Genomic DNA, 18,865 nt, shown 5'->3' with positions numbered 1-18,865 from the left:
TGAAACGGCAACACGCCCTAGGGAACCTCTGATCTATTCATCTACGGTCGCGCCGGTGTCTTTTGCGCGCGTCTGACAAGACGCCGCGAGCGCCGTTTGCTGAATGCAAATAAGCGAGCGGCAACGCCGCTCAGGCGCGCGCAAAAGCCCGGCCGCTAAGCGGTTTGGCCCAAAAGGCCGCGCTACGGCGTTGCATGGCTGGATCATAGAGTGGCTATGACGCGGCGCCATGCGCCTTGTATCGCGGCCTTTTGGGACTCAAACGCGACCGTGGATGAATAGATCAGAGGTTCCTTAGCAACAAAGGCCGCGTCATCCGACGCGGCCTTTTTTCATGCGTACAGCATGATGTTGCTGCAGCCTCTAGTGCCGGTATTTGGGGTCGACGATTTGCAGCCGGGCCATACGCCGATAAATCGTCGAACGGGCGACGGACAGATCACGCGCGACCTGGGCGATATTCCAGTCACGCTCGCCCAGATGGGCAAGCAGACTGTCACGCGGTGTAGCGGGTTGTTCGTCGGCGGGCGACGTGACCCGTTCGCCGGGCAGGGCCGCCGTATCGACCGTCGCCAGCGAGGCCGGCAGGTCGGCCATATCGATGCCCTCATCGTCGGCCAGCGCAAGCGCGAAGCGCAGCACGTTGCGCAGCTCGCGTATGTTGCCCGGCCAGTTGTGGGCGAGCAGACGCTCGCGTACATCCGGTTTGAGGCGGGCGCGGCAACCCAGCGCCTCGGCTTCGTGTTCGAGCAAGCGATCGATAAGCCAGCCGATGTCGGCACGCTCGCGCAGGGCCGGCAGGGCCAGTGTGCCGCCAGCCAGCCTGTAGTAGAGGTCCTCGCGAAACGTACCCGCGGCAACCAGCGCGGCGAGATCACGATGGGTCGCTGTGATCACGCGCACGTCGAGGGCGACCGGCGTATCGCTGCCCAGCGGCAATACCTCGCGTTCGGCCAGCACCCGCAGCAACCGGGTCTGTAGCGCCACCGGCATGTCGCCGATCTCGTCGAGAAAAAGCGTGCCGCCATGTGCCTGTTGCAACAGACCTTTCATGCCTTGTTGGCGCGCGCCGGTAAACGTACCGGGGGCATAGCCGAACAGCTCGCTTTCGATCAGCGACTCGGGCAGGGCCGCGCAGTTGATCGCCACGAAAGGCGCGTTCGAGCGCGGGCTCGCGGCGTGCAGTGCACGAGCGAGCACTTCCTTGCCGCTGCCGGTCTCGCCCTGAATGAGCAGGTCGATCGGCTTGTTTGCCAGACGCGCTGCCTGAGCAATCAGACGTTGCATGGTGGCGTCGTCGCCAGCCATGGCCTGCAGCGGGCCCGTGTGCGCCGGGATGGGTTGGTTGCGTGGGGTGCTTTTGCTGCGGCGGCGCGGTTGGGATATCGCCGCATGGAATGTGTCGTCCGACCAGCTGCGTAGGCGTACGCCGTCGTGGTCTTGTTTGAGCGAATGAATACGTGCATTGCCGTCGCGAAAGAAAGCGCCGACACCATGCCCCAACAGGCTTTCGCCGTTGGGCGATTGCAGGGTTTGTCGCGCGCCGGTATTTGCGCCCACGATCATGCCGTCGTCGTCGACGGCCAATATCAGATCGGCATGGTTGTCGACGAATGCGGCATTACGGCCCAGGCGCAGCAGCCAGTGATCGCGAAAGTGATGGCTGAAATAACTGTCCTCGATCAGGCGGGCGTAGAGCGATGTGAGGTGCCAGGCTAATTGCTGGCCCTCGCGCGCGCCCGGCACCGATAGCGCCGAGATATCGAGCACCGCCGCCACGCGACCGTGGGGGTCGTGGAGGGGCGATGCGGTACAGCTCAGATCCAGATTGCCGGCATAGAAATGATCGGTGCGATGGCAGGTCAGCGTTCGCTGCTCGCAATACAGGTGCCGATGCCGTTGGTGCCGACCACGGTTTCACCCCAGATCGTGCCGGCACGCAGTCCGGCCGCCTGCAGGGCCGGATCGGCACGTTCGCCGCCGCGGCATTCCAGTGCGATGCCTTCGCTATCGGCGAGCATGGTGATATAGCCCTGGCCCGCGATATGATCATAGAGCTGGTCCATGCCGGTACGGGCGATATCGAGATATTCGCCAACCCGCTGCCGGCGCTCGTGCAGATCGGTCGCGCTGACTTCCCGAATGCCGGGGTTGTGCTCGGGCTGCAGGCCGTACTCGCGCGCACAACGCAGCCACGATTCGCGTATGAGTCGCTCGCCGTGTTCGCGAGCAACGATCTGGCCGGAGTCGATGACCCGGCGGACGGTTTCACTGTGTGGTTGCGTCATCTTGGCGTGCCGGAGGCCGGCGTCTGATTCTGCGTGTCACTATTGCTGTCGCGCACGGCGGCTGCAACCGTCATGCGGTTGCGCCTCAGGCATGGACAAGCGCACGTTCTACGAAATCCAGTCGATCCTGGCCGAAGAACAATTCGCCGTCGACGATGAAGCTTGGCGCACCGAAGATGCCCAGACTGACCGCGGCAGCCGTTGCATCCTTGAGCGCCTGCTTGGTCGTCTCGTCTTCGATCTGCGCTTCGAAGTTTGCGACATCCAGGCCGGCCCCGGTGAGCGTCGATCTCAATTCGTGAATATCGCTGAGATCGCGGTTATCGACCCACAGAGCGCGAAAGATCGCGCTCACATAGGGCTCGAAGTTCGGCGTGCCCAGGTAAGCAATCGCGCCGCGCATGAGCGCGAGTGTGTCGATGGGGAACGCGTCGTTGCGCTGGAAGTCGATATCGTAGCGGTCGACGAAGCGCTGCATGTCGCGCCAGAGATATTCGCGTTTGGGCGCGCATTCGATCAGCGCCCGCGACTGGTTGTTCGTTGCCTTGAACACGCCCCCTAGAAGCATGGGGCGCCAGACCAGCCGCGCGCCGGTACGTTCGAGCACGCCGGGGAGTCGCGCATAGGCGAAATAGGCATTCGGGCTGCCAAAATCGAAGAAGAATTCCAGCGTTTTATCGGAGCGATTGTCAGCCATGGTCGATATCCCTGTAAGGTGCTTTTTCACGGCCTGATAGCGGTTACGCGGGCCTGCCATGCGGCCGACGTACAGCGCCGGTGGCTGCCGGCCATATGATTTCTGCTCCAGAATGCCGGCTTTCCGATCGAGCGCATAGCGGTACGCCGGATTATCGTTATAAAGCGGCTAAACGCGTATTCAGGGGCGATACTTGTACATTAGCGTTTCGTCCTTTCGCGGGCCGGCGATCGCCCAGCGCAGGTCGAAGCCCTCGTCAACGACCCGCAACCGGGCCTCGTAGCGGTCGTCACCGCACCGGTGGCTCTTAGCCGCAACCATTTCTCTGGGCGTGGTCGGGACGAGGTCGAATAGCCATACCGCAGCGTCGCGGCCGAAGCGCTCGTGCCACAGCGAGATGCGATCGGCATGCAAGACCCATCGATAGACGTTGCGAAACGCGACCGCAACGCCGGTGGCTGCCGGCGTGAATTCGCCGCTTTCGTTAAAGCGCAGGCCGTCATCATCGTCGCTGGCCTGCACACGGGCTTCGCCGCGGCCGGCCCAGCCGGTTCGGGAATAGGGGCCCGGTTTTGCGCTAAAGCTCAGCTGGCGAATATCGGTCAGACGCGCGCGCAGCTCTATAATCGCGGATTCGTTGATTTGGGATGGGGCAGCTCGAGGCATGGCGATACTGTTAGGCGTAACCGGGCTGTGGGCGTTTTCGTTCAGTTTGATCGGCGTGTATCTGTCCGGCCAGGTCGATGCGACGTTTGCGGTGCTCACACGCATCACGCTGGCACTGCTGGTGTTCGCGCCCATGATGCGCCTGCACGGGCTCGGCTGGCGACTGGCCACGGGTCTGATGGCCGTGGGCGCGGTCGAGTTGGGGCTAATGTATTTCTTTTTCTATCAGTCGTTTCTCTGGCTTTCCGTGCCGGAAGTGTTGCTGTTTACGATTTTCACGCCGATCTATATCTCGCTGCTGGACGACGCGCTCAAGCGCCGATTCGATCTGCGTTGTCTGCTTGCTGCCGGTGGCGCTGTCGCGGGCGCGGCAGTGATTCGCTATCAGCCGATCAGCGCCGACTACTGGCATGGGTTTCTGATCGTGCAGGGCGCGAATCTGTGCTTCGCGGCCGGTCAGGTCGGTTATCGGCGCCTGAATTCGGTATTGCCGGTGGATATGCCGCGCCATGCGCTGTTCGGTTGGTTCTTCGCCGGCGCCTGGCCTTTGTCGCTATTGCTCTTCTGGATGCTTGGCGACTTCGGTGCGCTGCCTACGACGCCGTTGCAATGGGGCGTATTGCTATGGCTCGGGTTGGGCGCGTCGGGACTGGGTTTCTATGCCTGGAATATCGGCGCCACGCGCGTCAATGCCGGCACGCTTGCAGTCATGAACAATGCCCTGATTCCGGCGGGACTGGCCGTGAACCTGCTGATCTGGAATCACGATGCCGATATCGGGCGTCTGATTGCCGGCGCGTCGATCATGGTGTTGGCACTCATAATCGGCCGGCGTGCCGGAACACGGCACGCCTGACCGGCTCGGCGCGCCAATCGTTTCATCTGAGACGGTTCGATGGCCGGCGTTCTGCCGCGCGTGCGGCGCGGTAAGCTAGCCGGGTGTTCTGGGCGCGAACCCGGCAGGCTCCTGCGGTCGCCCTGCAGGGCTTTCCAGCCCCGCTGTTCGGGTCGCGATGACCTGGAGCGCGGCCAGCCATACCAGCGGCACGATCTCGATAAAGATACGTTGTTCGACCATGCGCCCGACCACAATCGCGATCAGGGCCAACGGCAGGGCGAAGAAAATCAGCGCGATACCCAGCCGACGGTCGAGATAGCGGTGCCATAACAACACCGGCAGATAGAGTGCCGCCGTGAACCGGGCCATGTAGGTGACCAGATAGAGCGGGTTCGACAGCGTCTCGAGGTTATAGAAAAGATGGAACTCGTAGGCGGTATGCGCGAGATGCGCATTCGGGTTTGTATTGCCTGCGAACAACGCCGTCAGCGGAATTTGGATCGCGAGAAAAATGGCCGTCTGCGCGGCCACCATGAGCAGCGTGCGCCGAGCGCCGACCACGGGCCAGAGCATGAGGGCGAACGCCGGGACCAGAAACAACGTGGTTTCGCGATTGAGCGTCGCCAGAACGAATACGGCGAGATATAGCGCGAAGCAGCGCGCGCTCGGTGTACGTGTCAGGCGCACCATCGAAAGGATGAGTGCCAGCGTGAACATGGCCGCCGGCAGATCGTAGACGTAGTAGAAGATCGCGCGCGGCGTCCAACCGCCGATATCGAGTAGCGGGCGGTCTGAAGACAGCGCGGCGGCCATCTGCAGATCGGGGGCGATCAGGTGCAGCAGCATCGGTACCAGCACGGTGAAGGCGAGAAGACGGCGTACCGGTTCGCTGCGCCCGACTTCGAATACCACCAGCGCCCGGTACGCAACCGCGATAAGCAACATCCAGCCCGCGACTTCCATCAACGCGAACAGCAGCGTTTCGCCAACCGGCGCGAGTTGCTGGATGCCCGCCGCGATCGCCGGCAGCAGCACTCGGTGCTGGAACGGTTCGACAGCTTCGAAATTCACGAGCTGTTTGAAGGTTGTCAGTTCGAACGGCCGGGTCGTGGTCAGACGCAGACAGCTTAGAAACAGCGCAAGGAACAGGCTGGCCAGCCACCATGCGCAACGCTCGAGCGTCGTTGCATGATAAGCATTGGGCGCAGACAGCATGGGCGGCGACATACCGAACCTCGGGACGGACAAAACAATAGGAAGCGCGATTCCGGCAAAGCCTGCGAAATCACGACAGGCGATCCGCCCCTCGTATCAAACCGCTCGCTCATAATTTAGCAGATTAGCCGATTGCTGCACGGCGTTTCGTGGTGTCGAACTGCTATGGTCGACGGCTACACGAAATTGCGACGCCGGTCACAGAGGCCGTCGTTCGAACAGGAGGCCATGAATGAGAGCAGCCGTATTGCGTGCCCCCGGTGGGCTTGACCGTATCGAGATCGCCGAGCGCGAGGTGCAGCCGCCGCAGGCCGGCGAGGTCTGTGTACGTATCGCCGCCAGCTCATTGAATTTTCACGACTATGCCGTAGCCAACGGCAGCATACCCGTGACCGACGGACTGACATTGATGTCCGACGGCGCGGGCGAAGTGGTGGAAATCGGCGTGGGCGTAACCGAATTCGCAAAGGGCGATCACGTTGTATCGACATTCTTTCCGAACTGGCAGGACGGACCGATCACGCCGGCGAAACGCGATGGCACGCCGGGAGATCGCGGCGAGGGCATGGCCGCAGAATATGTGACCGCGCCAGTGAACGCCTTTACCCGGGCGCCGGCCGGTTATTCCGCGGCGCAGGCAGCCACGCTGCCCTGTGCCGCACTGACCGCATGGCGCGCGTTGATGGTCGAAGCGCGTATCAAACCGGGCGATACCGTGCTTATCATGGGCACCGGCGGGGTGTCGATCTTTGCACTACAGTTCGCGCGGGCCGCCGGCGCCCGGGTGGTTGCGACCTCCAGCTCCGATGCCAAGCTCGAACGCCTGCGTGAGCTCGGCGCGGATGCCACAATCAATTACGCGCAGGATCCGGACTGGGGCAAGACTGTAAAGCGCCTCACCGACGGTCGCGGCGTGGATGCCGTGGTCGAAATCGGTGGCCCGGGCACGTTGGCCCAGTCGATCGCGGCATGTCGTATGGGCGGACATATCAGCCTGATTGGCGTGTTGACCGGTCTGGCCGGCGAAGTTCCCACCGCGGCCTTCTTCTATTCCAATCTCAACATGACCGGTATTACCGTCGGCAGCCGGGCGCAGCAACAGGACATGATCCGCGCGATCGAAGCCAGCGGCATCGAACCGGTAGTCGACCAGAGCTTTGCGCTCGATGAACTGGCTGACGCATTTCGCCAGCAGGAAAGCGGGCAGCATTTCGGCAAGATCGGTATTACGATCTGACCCATCGCTTCCCATCGAGTCGGCCAATGAAGGCAACCGAATCCGTCGACCGTTCGCCGTTCAACGTGGTGCTGCTCGCCACCGGCGGCACGATCGAAAAAAGCTACGACCCGCATTCCGGTCAGCTGTCGCTGGCCGTGCCGGTAATCGAGGGTCTGCTCGAAAGCCTCGACATGCCGGACGTCTCGGTACGCATCGAACGCCTGATGGCCAAGGATTCGCTCGATATCACCGACGCCGACCGGCAGGCGATTGTCTATGCCGCTCAAGCGGTGCTCGAACAGGGCAGGGTCGATGCGCTGGTCATCACCCACGGTACGGATACGCTCGCCGAGACGGCGGTGGCCTTGCACGTCGCCCTCGGCTCGCCGGGGGTGCCGGTCGTCATTACCGGCGCGATGCGTCCGTACCGCGTGGCCGCAAGCGACGCAGCACAGAATATCGCCCAGGCGCTGATGGCCGCCCGGCTGTTGGCGCCCGGCGTCCATGCGGTCATGCACGGGCGCGCGATTGACGCCGAGCGGGTAGTCAAGGACTACGAGCGCCTGACGCTAACGGCGCGCGCTTGAGCCGTGTTTAGCTCGATCAACTGCGATGCGGTGCGCTGTCACCAGCCGGCAGTCGAACGAGCCCGGTCGGGAGCCGCCTGGTGCCACGCGTAGCGCCTACGCTCACCGAGGGCTCAATCGTGCGCGCGCTGTTTTCGCTGGCGGTGCCCATCGTCTTCGCCAACCTGTTGCAGACGGCCTATCAGCTTATCGATACGTTCTGGGTGGGCCGGCTCGGCGCGAGCGCGGTGGCGGCCGTCTCGCTGAGCTTTCCGGTGATCTTTTTCCTGATCTCGCTGGGGCTCGGCCTGGCGGTGGCCGGTACGATTCTGGTGGCCCAGTATCAGGGCCGCGGCGATACCGCGATGGTCAACCGTGTGTCGGCTCAGGCCCTGATCGGCGTGGTCGCCATTTCGCTGGTGCTTGCCGTCCTCGGTTTCATCGGCGCGCATGCCGTGGTCGCATTTCTGGGGGCGACAGACGATGTGCTGCCGCTGGCCACGCAGTATCTGCGCGTATCGTTCGTCGGCCTGCCGTTTCTGTTCGCCTATGTGATTTTTCAATCGCTCATGCGCGGCGTGGGCGATGCGCGTACGCCGCTGCTGATCGTGACCGGCACGGTGGCGCTGAACTTCGTGCTCGACCCGCTGTTCATTCTGGGCTGGGGGCCGGTGCCCGGTATGGGCGTGAGCGGGGCGGCGCTGGCCACGGTCATCACCCAGGGTCTGGCGGCGATGGTGGGTCTGGCCATGCTGTTTTCCGGGGGCTACGGCATCCGTCTGGTACGCGCGCATCTGGTCCCCGATTTCGCTCTGATCTGGCGTTTGCTCAAGCTGGGCCTGCCGGCGGCCGTGGAGCAATCCACGCGCGCGCTCGGATTGATGCTCATGACGGTATTGGTGGCCGGTTTCGGTACCATCACCCTGGCGGCCTACGGCATTGGCACGCGCATGCTCAGTTTCGTGATCATTCCCGCCTTGGGGCTGTCACAGGCCAGCTCGGCGCTTATTGGCCAGAACATCGGCGCACAGCGTATCGACCGTGCCGAGCGTACGGCTTGGCTGAGTGCCGCGATCGGCTTCGTGCTGCTGTCGCTGGTGGGCGTGGTGTCGTTCGTGTTCGCCCGGCCGATCATCACCCTGTTCGTGCCCGACGCGCCGGCCGTGATCGAAACCGGCAGCCTGTTCGTGCGCATCACGGCGCTGGCCTATGGCGTGGTCGGGGCTCAGATCGTGCTGACCGGCGCCTTTCGTGGTTCCGGCAATACGCTGATCGCCATGGCGATCGCTCTGGTGTCGCAGTGGATGCTGCAGTTTCCCATTGCCTGGTTGCTGGCCGAGCGCAGCGGCCTGGGCGCGACCGGTATCTGGATCGCTTACCCGATCCAGAATGTTCTTACCGCGCTGATTGTAGTGGTGTGGTTCTCGCGCGGCACCTGGAAACACCGTAGCGTGATCGAAGCTCCAGAACCCGAGCGCGCGGTATCCACATATCGGCCGGGCAGTGTGACCAATACGACGCTGCGTTAGCGTACTGGCTTGCTAAGTCGGGCTGGCCGCGGGCCGGCTATGCCTGTTCGCATGGCAAACCCGGCAACAGCGCGTAGGCTATGCAGTAAGCCCCGATTTTCTGCGACCCGACGAGACCCGTTCATGAGTCATGCCCTGTCGACCCATTCGAGAACCCATTTGCTGGCGCTGCTGGGTATTGCGGCGTTCTTTTTCGCAAGCGGTATCGGGCATTTCATGTTTCCCGACTTGTTCCTCGCGATCGTGCCGGACTATATCCCCATGCCGGCATTGATGGTCGCGATCAGCGGCCTGGGCGAGCTGTTGGGCGCCATCGGCATTCTTATGCGGCGTACGCGCCGTATCGCCGGCTTCGGTCTGCTGCTGCTCACGCTGGCGGTATTCCCGGCCAATATCTATATGGCGCAGAACCCGGAACAGTTCAGCCAGTTCGCACCATGGCTGCTTTATGCTCGCCTGCCGTTGCAGCTTGTGATCTTGGTCTGGATCGGGTTTGCGATGCGTCGTGCCCGTAGCGGCTACGGCGATTTCTATTAGCAAGCGGCAACACGGCGCAACGGTCGGGTCTCAATCGGCCTGACTCGCGGGCGCGCGCTCAATGCGAGCGCAGCGCCTTGATGAGATCGTTCTTGTCCATATCGGAGCGGCCTTCAATACCGATCTGCTGCGCCTTTTCGTAAAGCTGCTCGCGTGTCCATTCTTCGTGCTCGGGATGCTTGCCGCCTTTCTTGCCGGCCTTCTTGCGTGAGGTGTTGGCGATGCGCGCGGCCTTTTCCTTACTCATACCCTCGTCGCGCAGCGCTTCGTACTGTTCCGGGTCCTTGATGCTGCTGCGATCGCTATCGTTACTTTTAGCCATTGGCTTGCCTCGGTATGAATAACGGACTCGATTCTGGCACTGTCGTGCATTGCGCCAACACGTAGAACTACCCAGGTGAACGCGCGCAAGCGCGGTGTCTCATGCCCGAGCTAATCCATTATTTCGATGCCAATACGACGGGCCGTGATTTCGTAGTCGGCGATATCCATGGCTGTTTTTATATGCTCGATGCGCTACTTGAGCGCCTGGATTTCGACAGGGCCCGGGATCGGCTGTTCTCGGTCGGCGATCTGATCGACCGCGGCCCGGATAGCGAGCGCGCCGCCGAATTCATTGATGCGCCGTGGTTTCATGCGATCCGCGGCAATCACGAACAGATGCTGCTCGACGCCGTGGACGAGGGCGGCCAGGTCCGTGCGCTCTGGCGCATGAACGGCGGCGAGTGGTTTGAAGCACTTGATGCCGCCACAGCCGACGCGCTCTACCAACGTATACGTACGCTACCGATGGCGGCCGGGGTCGAACTGGCCGACGGCGCAACGGCAGCGCTGGTCCATGCCAACGTGATTGGCAACAGCTGGGCCCGTACCCGCGCGTTGCTTTCGTGTTCGTCGTCGGATGCCGCCGAGCTTTCCACGCTACTGTGGGATCGCAGCCGTGCGCATGTGCTCGAAGGTGGGCATGCAACGACGGAAACGGTCGTCGTCGATGACGTCGACGTGATCTATTTCGGCCATACGTCGATGCGCCAGGCAACCGCGTGTGCCAATACACGCTGGCTCGACACCGGCGCGTTCATGGGCGGCGCGTTGTCGATCGCCGAGCTGGGCGTGAGCGGCGAGGTGTGGTCGTTATCGAGCGATCTCGACCAATGCCGCCGAGGCTGGTCCCGTGTCTGACCGGCCTTCAGGCAGAAGTCGTGGTGTCGGGTGGCTTGTGCGGGTCAAACAGGCGCGCGCCGGGGCCGGCCTGAGCCGCGATGTCGTCAGGGTTGCGCAGGGGGCATGCTTCAAGCGACAAACAGCCGCAACCGATACAGCCGTCGAGCTGATCGCGCAGTTTCACCAAGTGGTCGATCCGCTCTTCCAATCGGTTTTTCCAATGGTCCGACAACCGTCGCCAGTCGTCGGCCGACGGCGCGCGGCGCTCGGGTAGCGTTGCCAGCGCCTCGCCTATTTCCGCAAGCGGAATGCCGACCCGCTGTGCGACCTTGATGAGCGAAACCACACGTAGCACGTCGCGGGTGTAACGGCGCTGATTGCCGGTATTGCGGCGGCTGCTGATCAGGCCTTTCGACTCGTAAAAATGCAGTGCGGATACGGCCACGCCGCTTCGATGCGCGACCTCTCCAACCGAAAGTTCTTTACGGTGGGCCGAGTTGGCGTGTTGTTTCATGCAGGTTCAGCGCGAATTCAAGCGGGCCGGGCGCGGGTCGTTAAATATCTAGCCAACGACTTGTTGACCTCAACCTTACTTCAGGTCGTACGTTTGCGCTATCGATTAGACGATACATCCGATTACGGTCGGTGCTTTGCCTAGGCACGGTTACCGTGCTGTCGATACACGTATTGTGCTCAACCAGGGAATGTTTGCGATGAAACCGAGTTCATGCGCCGACCTGACCGGCGAGACGATTGATTTGCACGCTTATCTCGAGCGTATTGGTTACGACGGGCCGGTGGCGCCGACGCTTGCGGTATTGCAGGCCGTGGTGCGCCGACATATGGCGTCGATCCCGTTTGAAGCGATCGACGTGATGCTTGGACATGGCGTCGACCTCGATCCGGCCGCGATCGACTGCAAGATGCTCGATCAGCGCAGGGGCGGTTATTGTTTCGAGCACGCCAGCCTGCTACGCCGTGCTTTGCAGGCGATTGGCTTTACGCTCGAGCAGCATCTCGCCCGGGTATGGATCTTCGACAATATCGATGGCCCCGCGCCTGCAGCCAATCATGCCTCGCTCAAGGTCGAGGCCGACGGGCGGCTCTGGCTTGTCGATACGGGCTTCGGCGGTTTCATGCCGAACTCACCATTGGCGTGGCTGCCGGACGAAGTGCAGCACACACCATTCGGTACGTTCCGGATCGTGGAAACCCGTGATGGCTACATGCTCGAATCGTGGTACGACAATAGTTGGTCGCCGCTGTACGAAATACTCGACTTCCACTGGGCAGCGGTGGATTTCAAGATCGCCAATCATTATGTCGCGACGCATCCCGAGTCGCTGTTCAAGCATGAACTCATGGTGGCGCGAACCGAAAGCGAGGCGCGCTATACACTGTCCAACAACCGCTTCAAGATACGCCACGCTGACGCGGGTGAGTACGAACAGATACTCGACGAGCCCGCGTTGGCACGAACGCTTGTCGAAAGGTTCGGCCTGCCAGTGGGCGACGACTGGCAACCGCTGATTGCGGATATAGCGGCAAGAGCCGGGCACGCCGGATAATCGTTCGGCAAAGCCATATCCAGAGTGCTGGGGTTACCAACCCTGACGACGGCAGTCGTCACTCGGGCCGGTCGAGCCGTTCCATTAATTGCGCGCATTCGTTGGGCGGCGATTTACCGTCGAAGCGATCGGCCAGATAATCCACCGCGGCCGATGCATGGGTGAGCGCGGCGCTGATGTGTTCGCCCAGGGCGTAGTTGAAACTGACCGCGGGTACGCCGGCCGCACAGTAGGTGGCCGCGAGTGTCTTTGCATCCTCGCGCGGCGTGACCTGGTCGAAAATCGCGTGATAGTAGAACAAGGGCGCCCCAAAGCCTTTCTGGCCGAGGCGGTTTTCGGCGATCACTTTCTTGATAACGGGGACGTCGAGCAGGTTGTCGACCGTGGTGTAGTCCTGCATGTCGTTGAAGGCGTAGGAGAGCACCGGGTCTTTTACCCAGGCCAGTTCCTGGCCGATGCAGCTCTCGCCCACGTCGGCCAACATCTCGCGCCCGTCGGTGTTCATGAGTTTTTCGGTATCGATGGAATCGTAGGCGCGCGACAGACCCACGACCGCCGCGAAGTACATACCGGCGAAAATGCCGCCGTTGACCGATTCGGCCGAACTGGCCAGATGCGCCGGCGGGCCGCCGGCCGCCACGCCCACGAGCGGAATCGTCGGTGCGTAGTCGGCCGCTATTTCGGCCGCCCACAGGCTGGCGAACGCACCGCCGGAATACCCCCATAAGGCGACCGGTGTCTCGGTATCGACCCAGGTATCGGGCAGGAACGCCTGTGCAGCACGAATACCGTCGAGCACACCCTGGCCCGAATTACGGCCGGCCAGAAACTGCGCCTGCGGGCCTTCATAATCGGGAATGACCACCACCCAACCACGGCGTAGCGCCTTGTCCATGAGCATGTGCTCGACCATCGAGCCGCTCAGAATTTCGTAGGACGGCGCACAGCGACGCGTGAGCGCGTCGTAGGCCACCTGATACGACAACAGTCGTGGCTGCGGCGCGTCCGGAACCAGAATGGTGGCCACGTCGACTTGCGGCCTGCCGTCGCCGTCGGCCGTGGTGTACGCCACCTGCCAGGCACGCGCATTGACGCCGAAAAAGTAATACGCCTCGGGCGAAATCGGGCGATAGCGCAAAACCGTGCCGGGCGCCGACGCTGCCAATTCGGCAGGCGAAGGCTGGGCGTGAAACGCGTCGTTGTCGGGTTCGGAAAACGGTGCGTCGGGTTGGGCAAAGCGCGCTGAGGTATCGGCGATCGGTTGCGGCGGCACCGAAAAATCGCGAGCGGGCGGCTGCCACGCACAACCGGAACCCAGCAGCGCCAAGCACAGAATATGAAGACGTAGCGAACGCAAACAAAGCCTCAATCGGGCACCCGATCCCAGCTCCGAGAATACCGCAAAACCCGCCATGGCCGTTGGTTCGGAAAGGGTGGCCGGTACGCGGAACGGTCGGTTTTGGGGATAGATATATAATATCGAGTTAATTAATGAGATGCGTAAATATTGCTCGAAAAATAGTATTAATAGGTCTTTTAATTGAGATTTTTAGGTGATTAGAGTGCGTTTTTTCTAATCCTGTACATCGAAGGATAGTATACGGCGGTATTGTGTGCATGCATCGTGAATTGGTTTTTGCAGCCCGGAAAGGAAGTCCATAGATAACGAGTATGCCGAGCGGCTGGCTGGCAAGCCACATGAAAAAGCATCGCGAAGAAGTCGACCTAGAGAGTCGTAGGGGGTACTACCATGACGCGCGATTCAGGGGATCTCACACTCCTTATCCACCGCAGCATGGTCTCGGCCGGTTGGGACGTCGACACGCTGTATGCTCGGCTGGGATACGACGTCCGCGAACTGCCGTTATATGATTCTCGTCCGCGACATAGCCTGCAGCAGGGGTTTTGGCACGCCGTCGAAGAAATGACGGGCGATCCGCAGGCCGGCTTGAGCCTTTGTCCCTATATACCGCCGTATCGTGGGCGTGGGTTGGAATATGTGCTGTTCGCGAGCCATACGCTGCGCGAGGGGCTTGAGAACCTGCACGCATACCGGCGGCTAATTAGCGATGCGTTCGAAATTGAAGTTGTCGAAGACGCGCAGGGGCCTCGGGTATTATTGAAGGGGACCGCTTACGATTCGGTTGTACGTCGCCACGCCGAAGCCTGTGTTGCTCAGGTGTTCGTGCAGACGCTGGCCACCGCGACCGATAATATCGTCACGCCCCAACGCATTAATTTTTGCTTTTCGTCGTCCGAAGAGCCAAATCGCTACCGTACGGTCTTTTAATGCCCGGTAGGCTTCGGTACAACCATGAGCGAAATATGGCTCGCCCGGGGCGCACTGGATACGGAGCTTTTTCTTCGCGACCCGGAGCTCCTGAAATTACACTGTCAGCATGCGAATCGGCGCCTTGCTGACGTCGCACGTCACGACAAGATGGACGAAGTGTTTCACTATCTGCTGGCGCAGTTCGAGTCGGGTGATATGGTCGGCGATGAAACCCATACGTTCGCGCAGGCCGCATACGACCTCGGTCTTTCGGAACGGCGTTTACGTTTCGAGCTTGGGGAGATCGATACGAATTTCCGTGATCTTTTTCGGCGAGCACGCCTGTCGTACGCCAAGCGGCTTCTGGAAGATACGGTCGATCGTATTGACGATATTGCCGCTCGCCTGGGATTTTCGGAAACGAGCACGTTTTCGCGCGCTTTTCGACGTTATTTCGGGCTGACGCCGACCGCTTATCGTGCAGATAAAGCGCCGCGCGCCCGCGCCGGCAGACGCTATTAGCCCGGTAAATCAACTCTAAGAATGGCCGGCTGCGAAGAGCGCCCGGCAAGCCGATAAAGCCGAACGCGCGATCCGCCGGCCTGGCGTGATGAAAGGCGCGCACACGATTGCCCACGCCCGGTCTGCTTTTTTCCCGATTGATAGCCGCGCAGTGTGCGACGTGATTGCATCGGTCCCGGCCTGAAACGCCTGCGGCGCAGCGATCGCGATGTCGAGTTGGCCTGAGTGACAACATGGCGCTGTCACTCAGGCCATTGTCTTCTGCTCCCGGTCACGCTTTGATCGAGTCAACGGCCACAGAGTCGTCACGCCGGCCGGTGGCAGTACACGCCATCTCGAGCCCGCGTCGATAACGAGGGGAGACATGCGCGATTCAGAAGAATTGTTGCGGCTGGTGCATACGGCCATGGTCGGCGCCGGGGTCGATTACGAAGCGATCTACGCGGAACTTGAATATACCGCCGACACACTGGCCGAGCCGGAACACCGCACACGCCACGAGATCCAGAAATGGTTCTGGGCTACCGCAGAACGGGTGACGGGTGATACCGACATAGGTCTGACCTTGTGTCCGTATCTGCCGGCATTTCGTGGCAATGCCATGGAATACATCTTCCTGAGCAGCCCCACGCTGGCCGACGGCCTGAACGCGGTGCTGGACTACCGGCGTCTGGTCAGCGATGCATTCCATATGGATCTCGTACGCGAGCCGGGGGGTAACCGCATCGTGCTCGTCGGCACCACCAACGACGCCCCCGCGTTGCGCCACTCGGAAATCTGCTTCTGTTACGGCTTCATCAAGACCATGCGCTGTGTAACGAACACCCAGTTTGAGCTCAGTGCAGTGACATTGCGCGCACCCGCACGACTTGAACGCGCGGAGTACGAAGACGTCTTTGCCTGTCCGGTGGCTTTCGATGGTGCCGAAAGCGAGATATGGGTCGACGACGCCGTGCTCGATGCACCGTCGCCGCATTACAGCCCCGCAATGCTGCGCACCCACCGAGCGCTGGCACAATCTCAGCTCGACGACATCCGCCGTCAGGACCTCATCGACGATATACGCCTGTGTCTGTTCCAGGCATTCGCCAGCGGCGACTCGGAAAACGGCGGGGCCACGCTCGACGCTATCGCCGACGAGTTGTCGACGAGCAGCCGGCGCCTGCGCTTCGAACTCGGCGAGGCCGGCATCACTTTTCGCGAAATCGTACGCCGCACGCGTTTTGCCGTTGCCCGGCGTCTGCTCGCACGCACCGACGAATCCATCGATCAGATCGCCTTTCATGCCGGCTTCAGCCAACGCAGCGCGTTTTGCCGCGCCTTCGGTGAGTGGACCGGCATGAGCCCGACCTGTTACCGGTAGCGTCATCGTGTGCCGTCGCAACAGCGGCGCACGGTACAGCAGGTCCTGCAATCGCTCGCCCGGGCAGCGTGACCAAAGCGACAGCAAGGCCTGTCGTTTTCGTAATAGACGGGTCGGCTACCGCTCTGGCGAACTGAAAACTTGGGGTACTGGCGGTCGGACATGTTGAACGACATCCCGTCTACAGACTGCCAGTCGGTACAAAGCCACGAGGGAGTCGGCGAAACCGCCGAATACGCGATGACCAAAGCAATCGACCAGGCGCCGGGCGCGCCGTATATCAAGGGGCATGCACACCATCACCCCCTACGCACCGGCATGGCTGCCTGCCTGCTTGCAATCACGCTGGCCGGCTGTTCTTCGGGCGGGGGCGGCGACGGTGGCCGCGACGATGGCGGCGATGTGATTGGCGGTGGGGGCGGCGGTGGCCCAAGCGCCGATGCCGGCCTGCAATTCAGCTATCCGCCGCGCGACCAACGCGACGTGTTTACGCAAACACAGATCGTGCTGCGTTTCGCCGACGATGCCTCGGGTCGGATCGACGGTCTTACGCTCGCGGCCGACGGTGAGGCCGTGCCCACCGATGTGATCCAGGACGAAGACCAGCCCAATATTGTGCGGCTGCAGGTGGCCGAGGCCGACGACAGCGATGACCTCGGACGCCCGGCGCTGCAACCCGCCACCGACTACAGCATCCTCTCCGACGGCGACACGCTCCTGTCGTTCACCACCGAGGGTGTGTCCGGCGCGGCCGCCGCCGACGGCTTCGAAATCGTCGAGCGTCCGCTCTGCCATGAACCGATCCCGTCCCCGCCGCTTGCGCCGCGCTCGCGTACGCGTTACGTGGCGCTATCGGTGTGCCGTTACCGTTCTGGCCTTCGGTGGGTTGATCTCGCCGGCCATGGCACTTGCGATGACGCCCGCCCAGCAAGCGGCATGCGAGGTTGCGCTCACGCTACGCGCCTGGCATCCACCGCTGTTGCTTGCCGGCGACGTATCCGACGCCGAGGCCGTATCGTTGCTGCGCGAGCATCTGCATTGGCAACAAGCGGTGGTCACGTCAACACGGCTTGATGCGCAGGCAGCACAGACAAAAGACGCGCTCTGGGCCGCCGTGCGCGATTTCAATCTGGGCCAGCTCTACGACGTGCTGCCCGACACACACGATGAATGGCGCACCTTCACCCTCGCGGGTCAACTGCGGCCGGCGCATTACCGCGTGGCGGCGATCGCCCCCGGCGCGTTCGATAAACCGTTGGACGCGCTGGGCGATACCACCGCCGAATTTGCCATGCGCACGCGACCTGTGCCGCGAGATGGGCCAGGCGGTGATCGTTATACGCTGCGAGCACGGCTGCGCGCCGATATCGGCGCGATTCAATGGCCTGACGTGTTGCGTGCAACCTGGGCCGGGCTCGACCAGCTCACCACGACAGCGGCGTTGCCCACGCCGGGCGGTGGCGGCTTTTTTGGCGGCACCGGCAGCGATGCCGAAATCCTGGCCCAGCTGCAGCCGGGCTTTGCGAATTTCTTTCGCTGGTATCTGGGTATCGCCGAGATTCCGGATATCCTGGCGGCAGATAGTGCGCGCGCGCCGGCACAGCATCTGCGTCTGGTGGTGCAGATCGATGACGGGCTGCGTGAACACTACCCGGCAGTTGCCGACTATCTGGCCCAGATCAAGGGTTTCATATCCGCACACGTGGCGATCGAGAACGAGGCCGGTCGCTGGTTGAGCGTGGATCTGGATAGTGTGGCGCAACGCCTGACCCTCGATGGCTGAGTGCACAACGGCCATCTGGTGCCCGTGCGTGGCGGCGAACCCCGTATCGAAGTCGTGGATACATCAGCGCCGCTCAATCGGCTGTCGTATCGATCCGTGGCCGATGTTCAGCTCAAGGCGTTGGGGGTGCGCGTCGATCTCAACCAGTGGCCGATCGGCTGGCGCTACCGGCGCACCGCTCGCGGTGCTGATTACGCGGCGCGTATCACGCAGCCGCCACAGATCGAAGTCGGCGGCGCGGCACTGGGTTTCATACCCACGGGCCTGGTGGATATCGCGATTCCGAACAATATCGAAGGCATCGTGAACGACTTCATGCAGGTGCTCGTCGAAAGCGACGATGGCAAGGGCGCAACGCTCGGCGTTGCCTTTGAGAACGGCACCAGGCGAGACAGTATCGTGGCCGCGTACGCTGAGGGCGACACGCTCGACAATTTCTTCGTGCAGTTCGCCGTGAGCTTGGTCAACGAGCGCATTCTCCCGAATCACGACCAGTTTCAAGGTCTGCAACGGCTGGCCGGCGATGCGCTCACGGCGCTACTTGAGCTGGACCCCATCCATTGGACAGTCCGCAGCGATTTTTAAGTGATGACCTGCTAGGTTAAGCCGCCTGCGGTCGCGGCTGTGGGTCGAAGTAG

Annotated in this window: 21 protein-coding genes; 12 read left to right on the top strand and 9 right to left on the bottom strand. The window is 62.0% G+C overall.

Going from position 1 to position 18,865, the window contains the following annotated elements:
* Positions 1-363: 363 nt before the first annotated feature.
* The 4 genes from SSPSH_RS16410 to SSPSH_RS16400 all read right to left on the bottom strand — a co-directional run bounded on the left by SSPSH_RS16410 (position 364) and on the right by SSPSH_RS16400 (position 3,651).
* Positions 364-1,779, bottom strand: coding sequence for a sigma-54-dependent Fis family transcriptional regulator (locus SSPSH_RS16410; protein WP_006914750.1), 1,416 nt, complete (start codon positions 1,777-1,779; stop codon positions 364-366).
* Positions 1,780-1,862: 83 nt separating this feature from the next.
* Positions 1,863-2,288: a sigma-54-dependent transcriptional regulator family protein gene (locus tag SSPSH_RS18810; protein ID WP_006914748.1), complete on the bottom strand. Its 426-nt coding sequence runs from the start codon at positions 2,286-2,288 to the stop codon at positions 1,863-1,865.
* Between the two features lie 85 nt (positions 2,289-2,373).
* A complete protein-coding gene (locus SSPSH_RS16405; RefSeq protein WP_006914747.1) occupies positions 2,374-2,985 on the bottom strand; it encodes a 2-hydroxychromene-2-carboxylate isomerase in 612 nt (203 codons plus the stop codon).
* Between the two features lie 180 nt (positions 2,986-3,165).
* Positions 3,166-3,651, bottom strand: coding sequence for a DUF6314 family protein (locus SSPSH_RS16400; RefSeq protein WP_006914746.1), 486 nt, complete (start codon positions 3,649-3,651; stop codon positions 3,166-3,168).
* On the opposite strand from SSPSH_RS16400, the gene SSPSH_RS16395 reads away from it, so the two are divergent.
* The gene (locus SSPSH_RS16395; protein WP_006914745.1) at positions 3,650-4,507 is read left to right on the top strand and encodes an EamA/DMT transporter family protein; all 858 of its coding nucleotides are present in this window, start codon (positions 3,650-3,652) and stop codon (positions 4,505-4,507) included. The two genes, SSPSH_RS16400 and SSPSH_RS16395, sit on opposite strands and share 2 nt — an antisense overlap.
* Before the next feature lie 75 nt (positions 4,508-4,582).
* Here SSPSH_RS16395 and SSPSH_RS16390 read toward each other — a convergent pair whose 3' ends face one another.
* Positions 4,583-5,716 (bottom strand): hypothetical protein, encoded by a 1,134-nt coding sequence (locus SSPSH_RS16390; RefSeq protein WP_006914744.1) that lies wholly within the window; start codon positions 5,714-5,716, stop codon positions 4,583-4,585.
* Positions 5,717-5,936: 220 nt separating this feature from the next.
* Here SSPSH_RS16390 and SSPSH_RS16385 point away from each other — a divergent pair, with 220 nt between their 5' ends.
* The 4 genes from SSPSH_RS16385 (at position 5,937) to SSPSH_RS16370 (ending at position 9,555) form a co-directional block, all read left to right on the top strand.
* Positions 5,937-6,941 carry a zinc-dependent alcohol dehydrogenase family protein gene (locus SSPSH_RS16385; protein ID WP_021031906.1) on the top strand — a complete coding sequence of 335 codons (1,005 nt, stop codon included), beginning with the start codon at positions 5,937-5,939 and terminating at the stop codon, positions 6,939-6,941.
* A gap of 26 nt (positions 6,942-6,967) precedes the next feature.
* The gene (locus tag SSPSH_RS16380; RefSeq protein ID WP_006914742.1) at positions 6,968-7,510 is read left to right on the top strand and encodes an asparaginase; all 543 of its coding nucleotides are present in this window, start codon (positions 6,968-6,970) and stop codon (positions 7,508-7,510) included.
* An 80-nt stretch (positions 7,511-7,590) separates the two neighbouring features.
* Positions 7,591-9,018, top strand: coding sequence for an MATE family efflux transporter (locus tag SSPSH_RS16375; protein WP_006914741.1), 1,428 nt, complete (start codon positions 7,591-7,593; stop codon positions 9,016-9,018).
* 123 nt (positions 9,019-9,141) lie between these two features.
* A complete protein-coding gene (locus tag SSPSH_RS16370; protein ID WP_006914740.1) occupies positions 9,142-9,555 on the top strand; it encodes a DoxX family protein in 414 nt (137 codons plus the stop codon).
* Between the two features lie 58 nt (positions 9,556-9,613).
* Here the strand turns inward: SSPSH_RS16370 and SSPSH_RS16365 are convergent, their stop codons facing one another.
* Positions 9,614-9,877 (bottom strand): DUF7218 family protein, encoded by a 264-nt coding sequence (locus tag SSPSH_RS16365; RefSeq protein WP_006914739.1) that lies wholly within the window; start codon positions 9,875-9,877, stop codon positions 9,614-9,616.
* Between the two features lie 101 nt (positions 9,878-9,978).
* On the opposite strand from SSPSH_RS16365, the gene SSPSH_RS16360 reads away from it, so the two are divergent.
* Positions 9,979-10,737 carry a metallophosphoesterase gene (locus SSPSH_RS16360; RefSeq protein ID WP_006914738.1) on the top strand — a complete coding sequence of 253 codons (759 nt, stop codon included), beginning with the start codon at positions 9,979-9,981 and terminating at the stop codon, positions 10,735-10,737.
* 7 nt (positions 10,738-10,744) lie between these two features.
* Here the strand turns inward: SSPSH_RS16360 and soxR are convergent, their stop codons facing one another.
* Positions 10,745-11,233: a redox-sensitive transcriptional activator SoxR gene (gene soxR, locus SSPSH_RS16355; protein WP_021031904.1), complete on the bottom strand. Its 489-nt coding sequence runs from the start codon at positions 11,231-11,233 to the stop codon at positions 10,745-10,747.
* Positions 11,234-11,432: 199 nt separating this feature from the next.
* Here soxR and SSPSH_RS16350 point away from each other — a divergent pair, with 199 nt between their 5' ends.
* Positions 11,433-12,287 carry an arylamine N-acetyltransferase family protein gene (locus SSPSH_RS16350; protein WP_021031903.1) on the top strand — a complete coding sequence of 285 codons (855 nt, stop codon included), beginning with the start codon at positions 11,433-11,435 and terminating at the stop codon, positions 12,285-12,287.
* Between the two features lie 58 nt (positions 12,288-12,345).
* Here SSPSH_RS16350 and SSPSH_RS16345 read toward each other — a convergent pair whose 3' ends face one another.
* Positions 12,346-13,560 (bottom strand): lipase family protein, encoded by a 1,215-nt coding sequence (locus SSPSH_RS16345; RefSeq protein WP_161627852.1) that lies wholly within the window; start codon positions 13,558-13,560, stop codon positions 12,346-12,348.
* A gap of 477 nt (positions 13,561-14,037) precedes the next feature.
* On the opposite strand from SSPSH_RS16345, the gene SSPSH_RS16340 reads away from it, so the two are divergent.
* The 3 genes from SSPSH_RS16340 (at position 14,038) to SSPSH_RS16330 (ending at position 16,444) form a co-directional block, all read left to right on the top strand.
* A complete protein-coding gene (locus SSPSH_RS16340) occupies positions 14,038-14,577 on the top strand; it encodes an AraC family transcriptional regulator ligand-binding domain-containing protein (protein WP_021031901.1) in 540 nt (179 codons plus the stop codon).
* Positions 14,578-14,601: 24 nt separating this feature from the next.
* The gene (locus SSPSH_RS16335) at positions 14,602-15,081 is read left to right on the top strand and encodes a helix-turn-helix domain-containing protein (protein WP_006914733.1); all 480 of its coding nucleotides are present in this window, start codon (positions 14,602-14,604) and stop codon (positions 15,079-15,081) included.
* Positions 15,082-15,445: 364 nt separating this feature from the next.
* The gene (locus SSPSH_RS16330; RefSeq protein WP_006914732.1) at positions 15,446-16,444 is read left to right on the top strand and encodes an AraC family transcriptional regulator; all 999 of its coding nucleotides are present in this window, start codon (positions 15,446-15,448) and stop codon (positions 16,442-16,444) included.
* 306 nt (positions 16,445-16,750) lie between these two features.
* Here SSPSH_RS16330 and SSPSH_RS18885 read toward each other — a convergent pair whose 3' ends face one another.
* Complete coding sequence (locus tag SSPSH_RS18885; protein WP_021031900.1) at positions 16,751-17,239, bottom strand: hypothetical protein; 489 nt, start codon at positions 17,237-17,239, stop codon at positions 16,751-16,753.
* Between SSPSH_RS18885 and SSPSH_RS18880 the strand changes: the two genes are divergently transcribed.
* Positions 17,238-18,227, top strand: a complete 990-nt coding sequence (locus tag SSPSH_RS18880) for a hypothetical protein (RefSeq protein WP_153802875.1) — start codon at positions 17,238-17,240, stop codon at positions 18,225-18,227. The genes SSPSH_RS18885 and SSPSH_RS18880 overlap by 2 nt on opposite strands.
* Positions 18,228-18,812 (top strand): hypothetical protein, encoded by a 585-nt coding sequence (locus SSPSH_RS16315; protein ID WP_006914729.1) that lies wholly within the window; start codon positions 18,228-18,230, stop codon positions 18,810-18,812.
* The last annotated feature ends 53 nt before the right edge of the window (positions 18,813-18,865 follow it).

It is taken from the genome of Salinisphaera shabanensis E1L3A, assembly GCF_000215955.2.
GTDB classification, from domain to species: domain Bacteria; phylum Pseudomonadota; class Gammaproteobacteria; order Nevskiales; family Salinisphaeraceae; genus Salinisphaera; species Salinisphaera shabanensis.
Note: the sequence above shows the minus strand (reverse complement) of the source record. Positions and strands in the feature narration are given on the sequence as shown.

What these genes read in the sequence shown, in the direction of transcription:
- SSPSH_RS16365 (WP_006914739.1), bottom strand. Translation starts at nt 9,877, where the DNA reads ATGGCTAAAAGTAACGATAGCGATCGCAGCAGCATCAAGGACCCGGAA.
- SSPSH_RS18880 (WP_153802875.1), top strand. Translation starts at nt 17,238, where the DNA reads ATGAACCGATCCCGTCCCCGCCGCTTGCGCCGCGCTCGCGTACGCGTT.
- SSPSH_RS16370 (WP_006914740.1), top strand. Translation starts at nt 9,142, where the DNA reads ATGAGTCATGCCCTGTCGACCCATTCGAGAACCCATTTGCTGGCGCTG.
- SSPSH_RS16350 (WP_021031903.1), top strand. Translation starts at nt 11,433, where the DNA reads ATGAAACCGAGTTCATGCGCCGACCTGACCGGCGAGACGATTGATTTG.
- soxR (WP_021031904.1), bottom strand. Translation starts at nt 11,233, where the DNA reads ATGAAACAACACGCCAACTCGGCCCACCGTAAAGAACTTTCGGTTGGA.
- SSPSH_RS16330 (WP_006914732.1), top strand. Translation starts at nt 15,446, where the DNA reads ATGCGCGATTCAGAAGAATTGTTGCGGCTGGTGCATACGGCCATGGTC.
- SSPSH_RS18885 (WP_021031900.1), bottom strand. Translation starts at nt 17,239, where the DNA reads ATGGCAGAGCGGACGCTCGACGATTTCGAAGCCGTCGGCGGCGGCCGC.
- SSPSH_RS16360 (WP_006914738.1), top strand. Translation starts at nt 9,979, where the DNA reads ATGCCCGAGCTAATCCATTATTTCGATGCCAATACGACGGGCCGTGAT.
- SSPSH_RS16400 (WP_006914746.1), bottom strand. Translation starts at nt 3,651, where the DNA reads ATGCCTCGAGCTGCCCCATCCCAAATCAACGAATCCGCGATTATAGAG.
- SSPSH_RS16395 (WP_006914745.1), top strand. Translation starts at nt 3,650, where the DNA reads ATGGCGATACTGTTAGGCGTAACCGGGCTGTGGGCGTTTTCGTTCAGT.
- SSPSH_RS18810 (WP_006914748.1), bottom strand. Translation starts at nt 2,288, where the DNA reads ATGACGCAACCACACAGTGAAACCGTCCGCCGGGTCATCGACTCCGGC.
- SSPSH_RS16380 (WP_006914742.1), top strand. Translation starts at nt 6,968, where the DNA reads ATGAAGGCAACCGAATCCGTCGACCGTTCGCCGTTCAACGTGGTGCTG.
- SSPSH_RS16335 (WP_006914733.1), top strand. Translation starts at nt 14,602, where the DNA reads ATGAGCGAAATATGGCTCGCCCGGGGCGCACTGGATACGGAGCTTTTT.
- SSPSH_RS16405 (WP_006914747.1), bottom strand. Translation starts at nt 2,985, where the DNA reads ATGGCTGACAATCGCTCCGATAAAACGCTGGAATTCTTCTTCGATTTT.
- SSPSH_RS16340 (WP_021031901.1), top strand. Translation starts at nt 14,038, where the DNA reads ATGACGCGCGATTCAGGGGATCTCACACTCCTTATCCACCGCAGCATG.
- SSPSH_RS16390 (WP_006914744.1), bottom strand. Translation starts at nt 5,716, where the DNA reads ATGTCGCCGCCCATGCTGTCTGCGCCCAATGCTTATCATGCAACGACG.
- SSPSH_RS16385 (WP_021031906.1), top strand. Translation starts at nt 5,937, where the DNA reads ATGAGAGCAGCCGTATTGCGTGCCCCCGGTGGGCTTGACCGTATCGAG.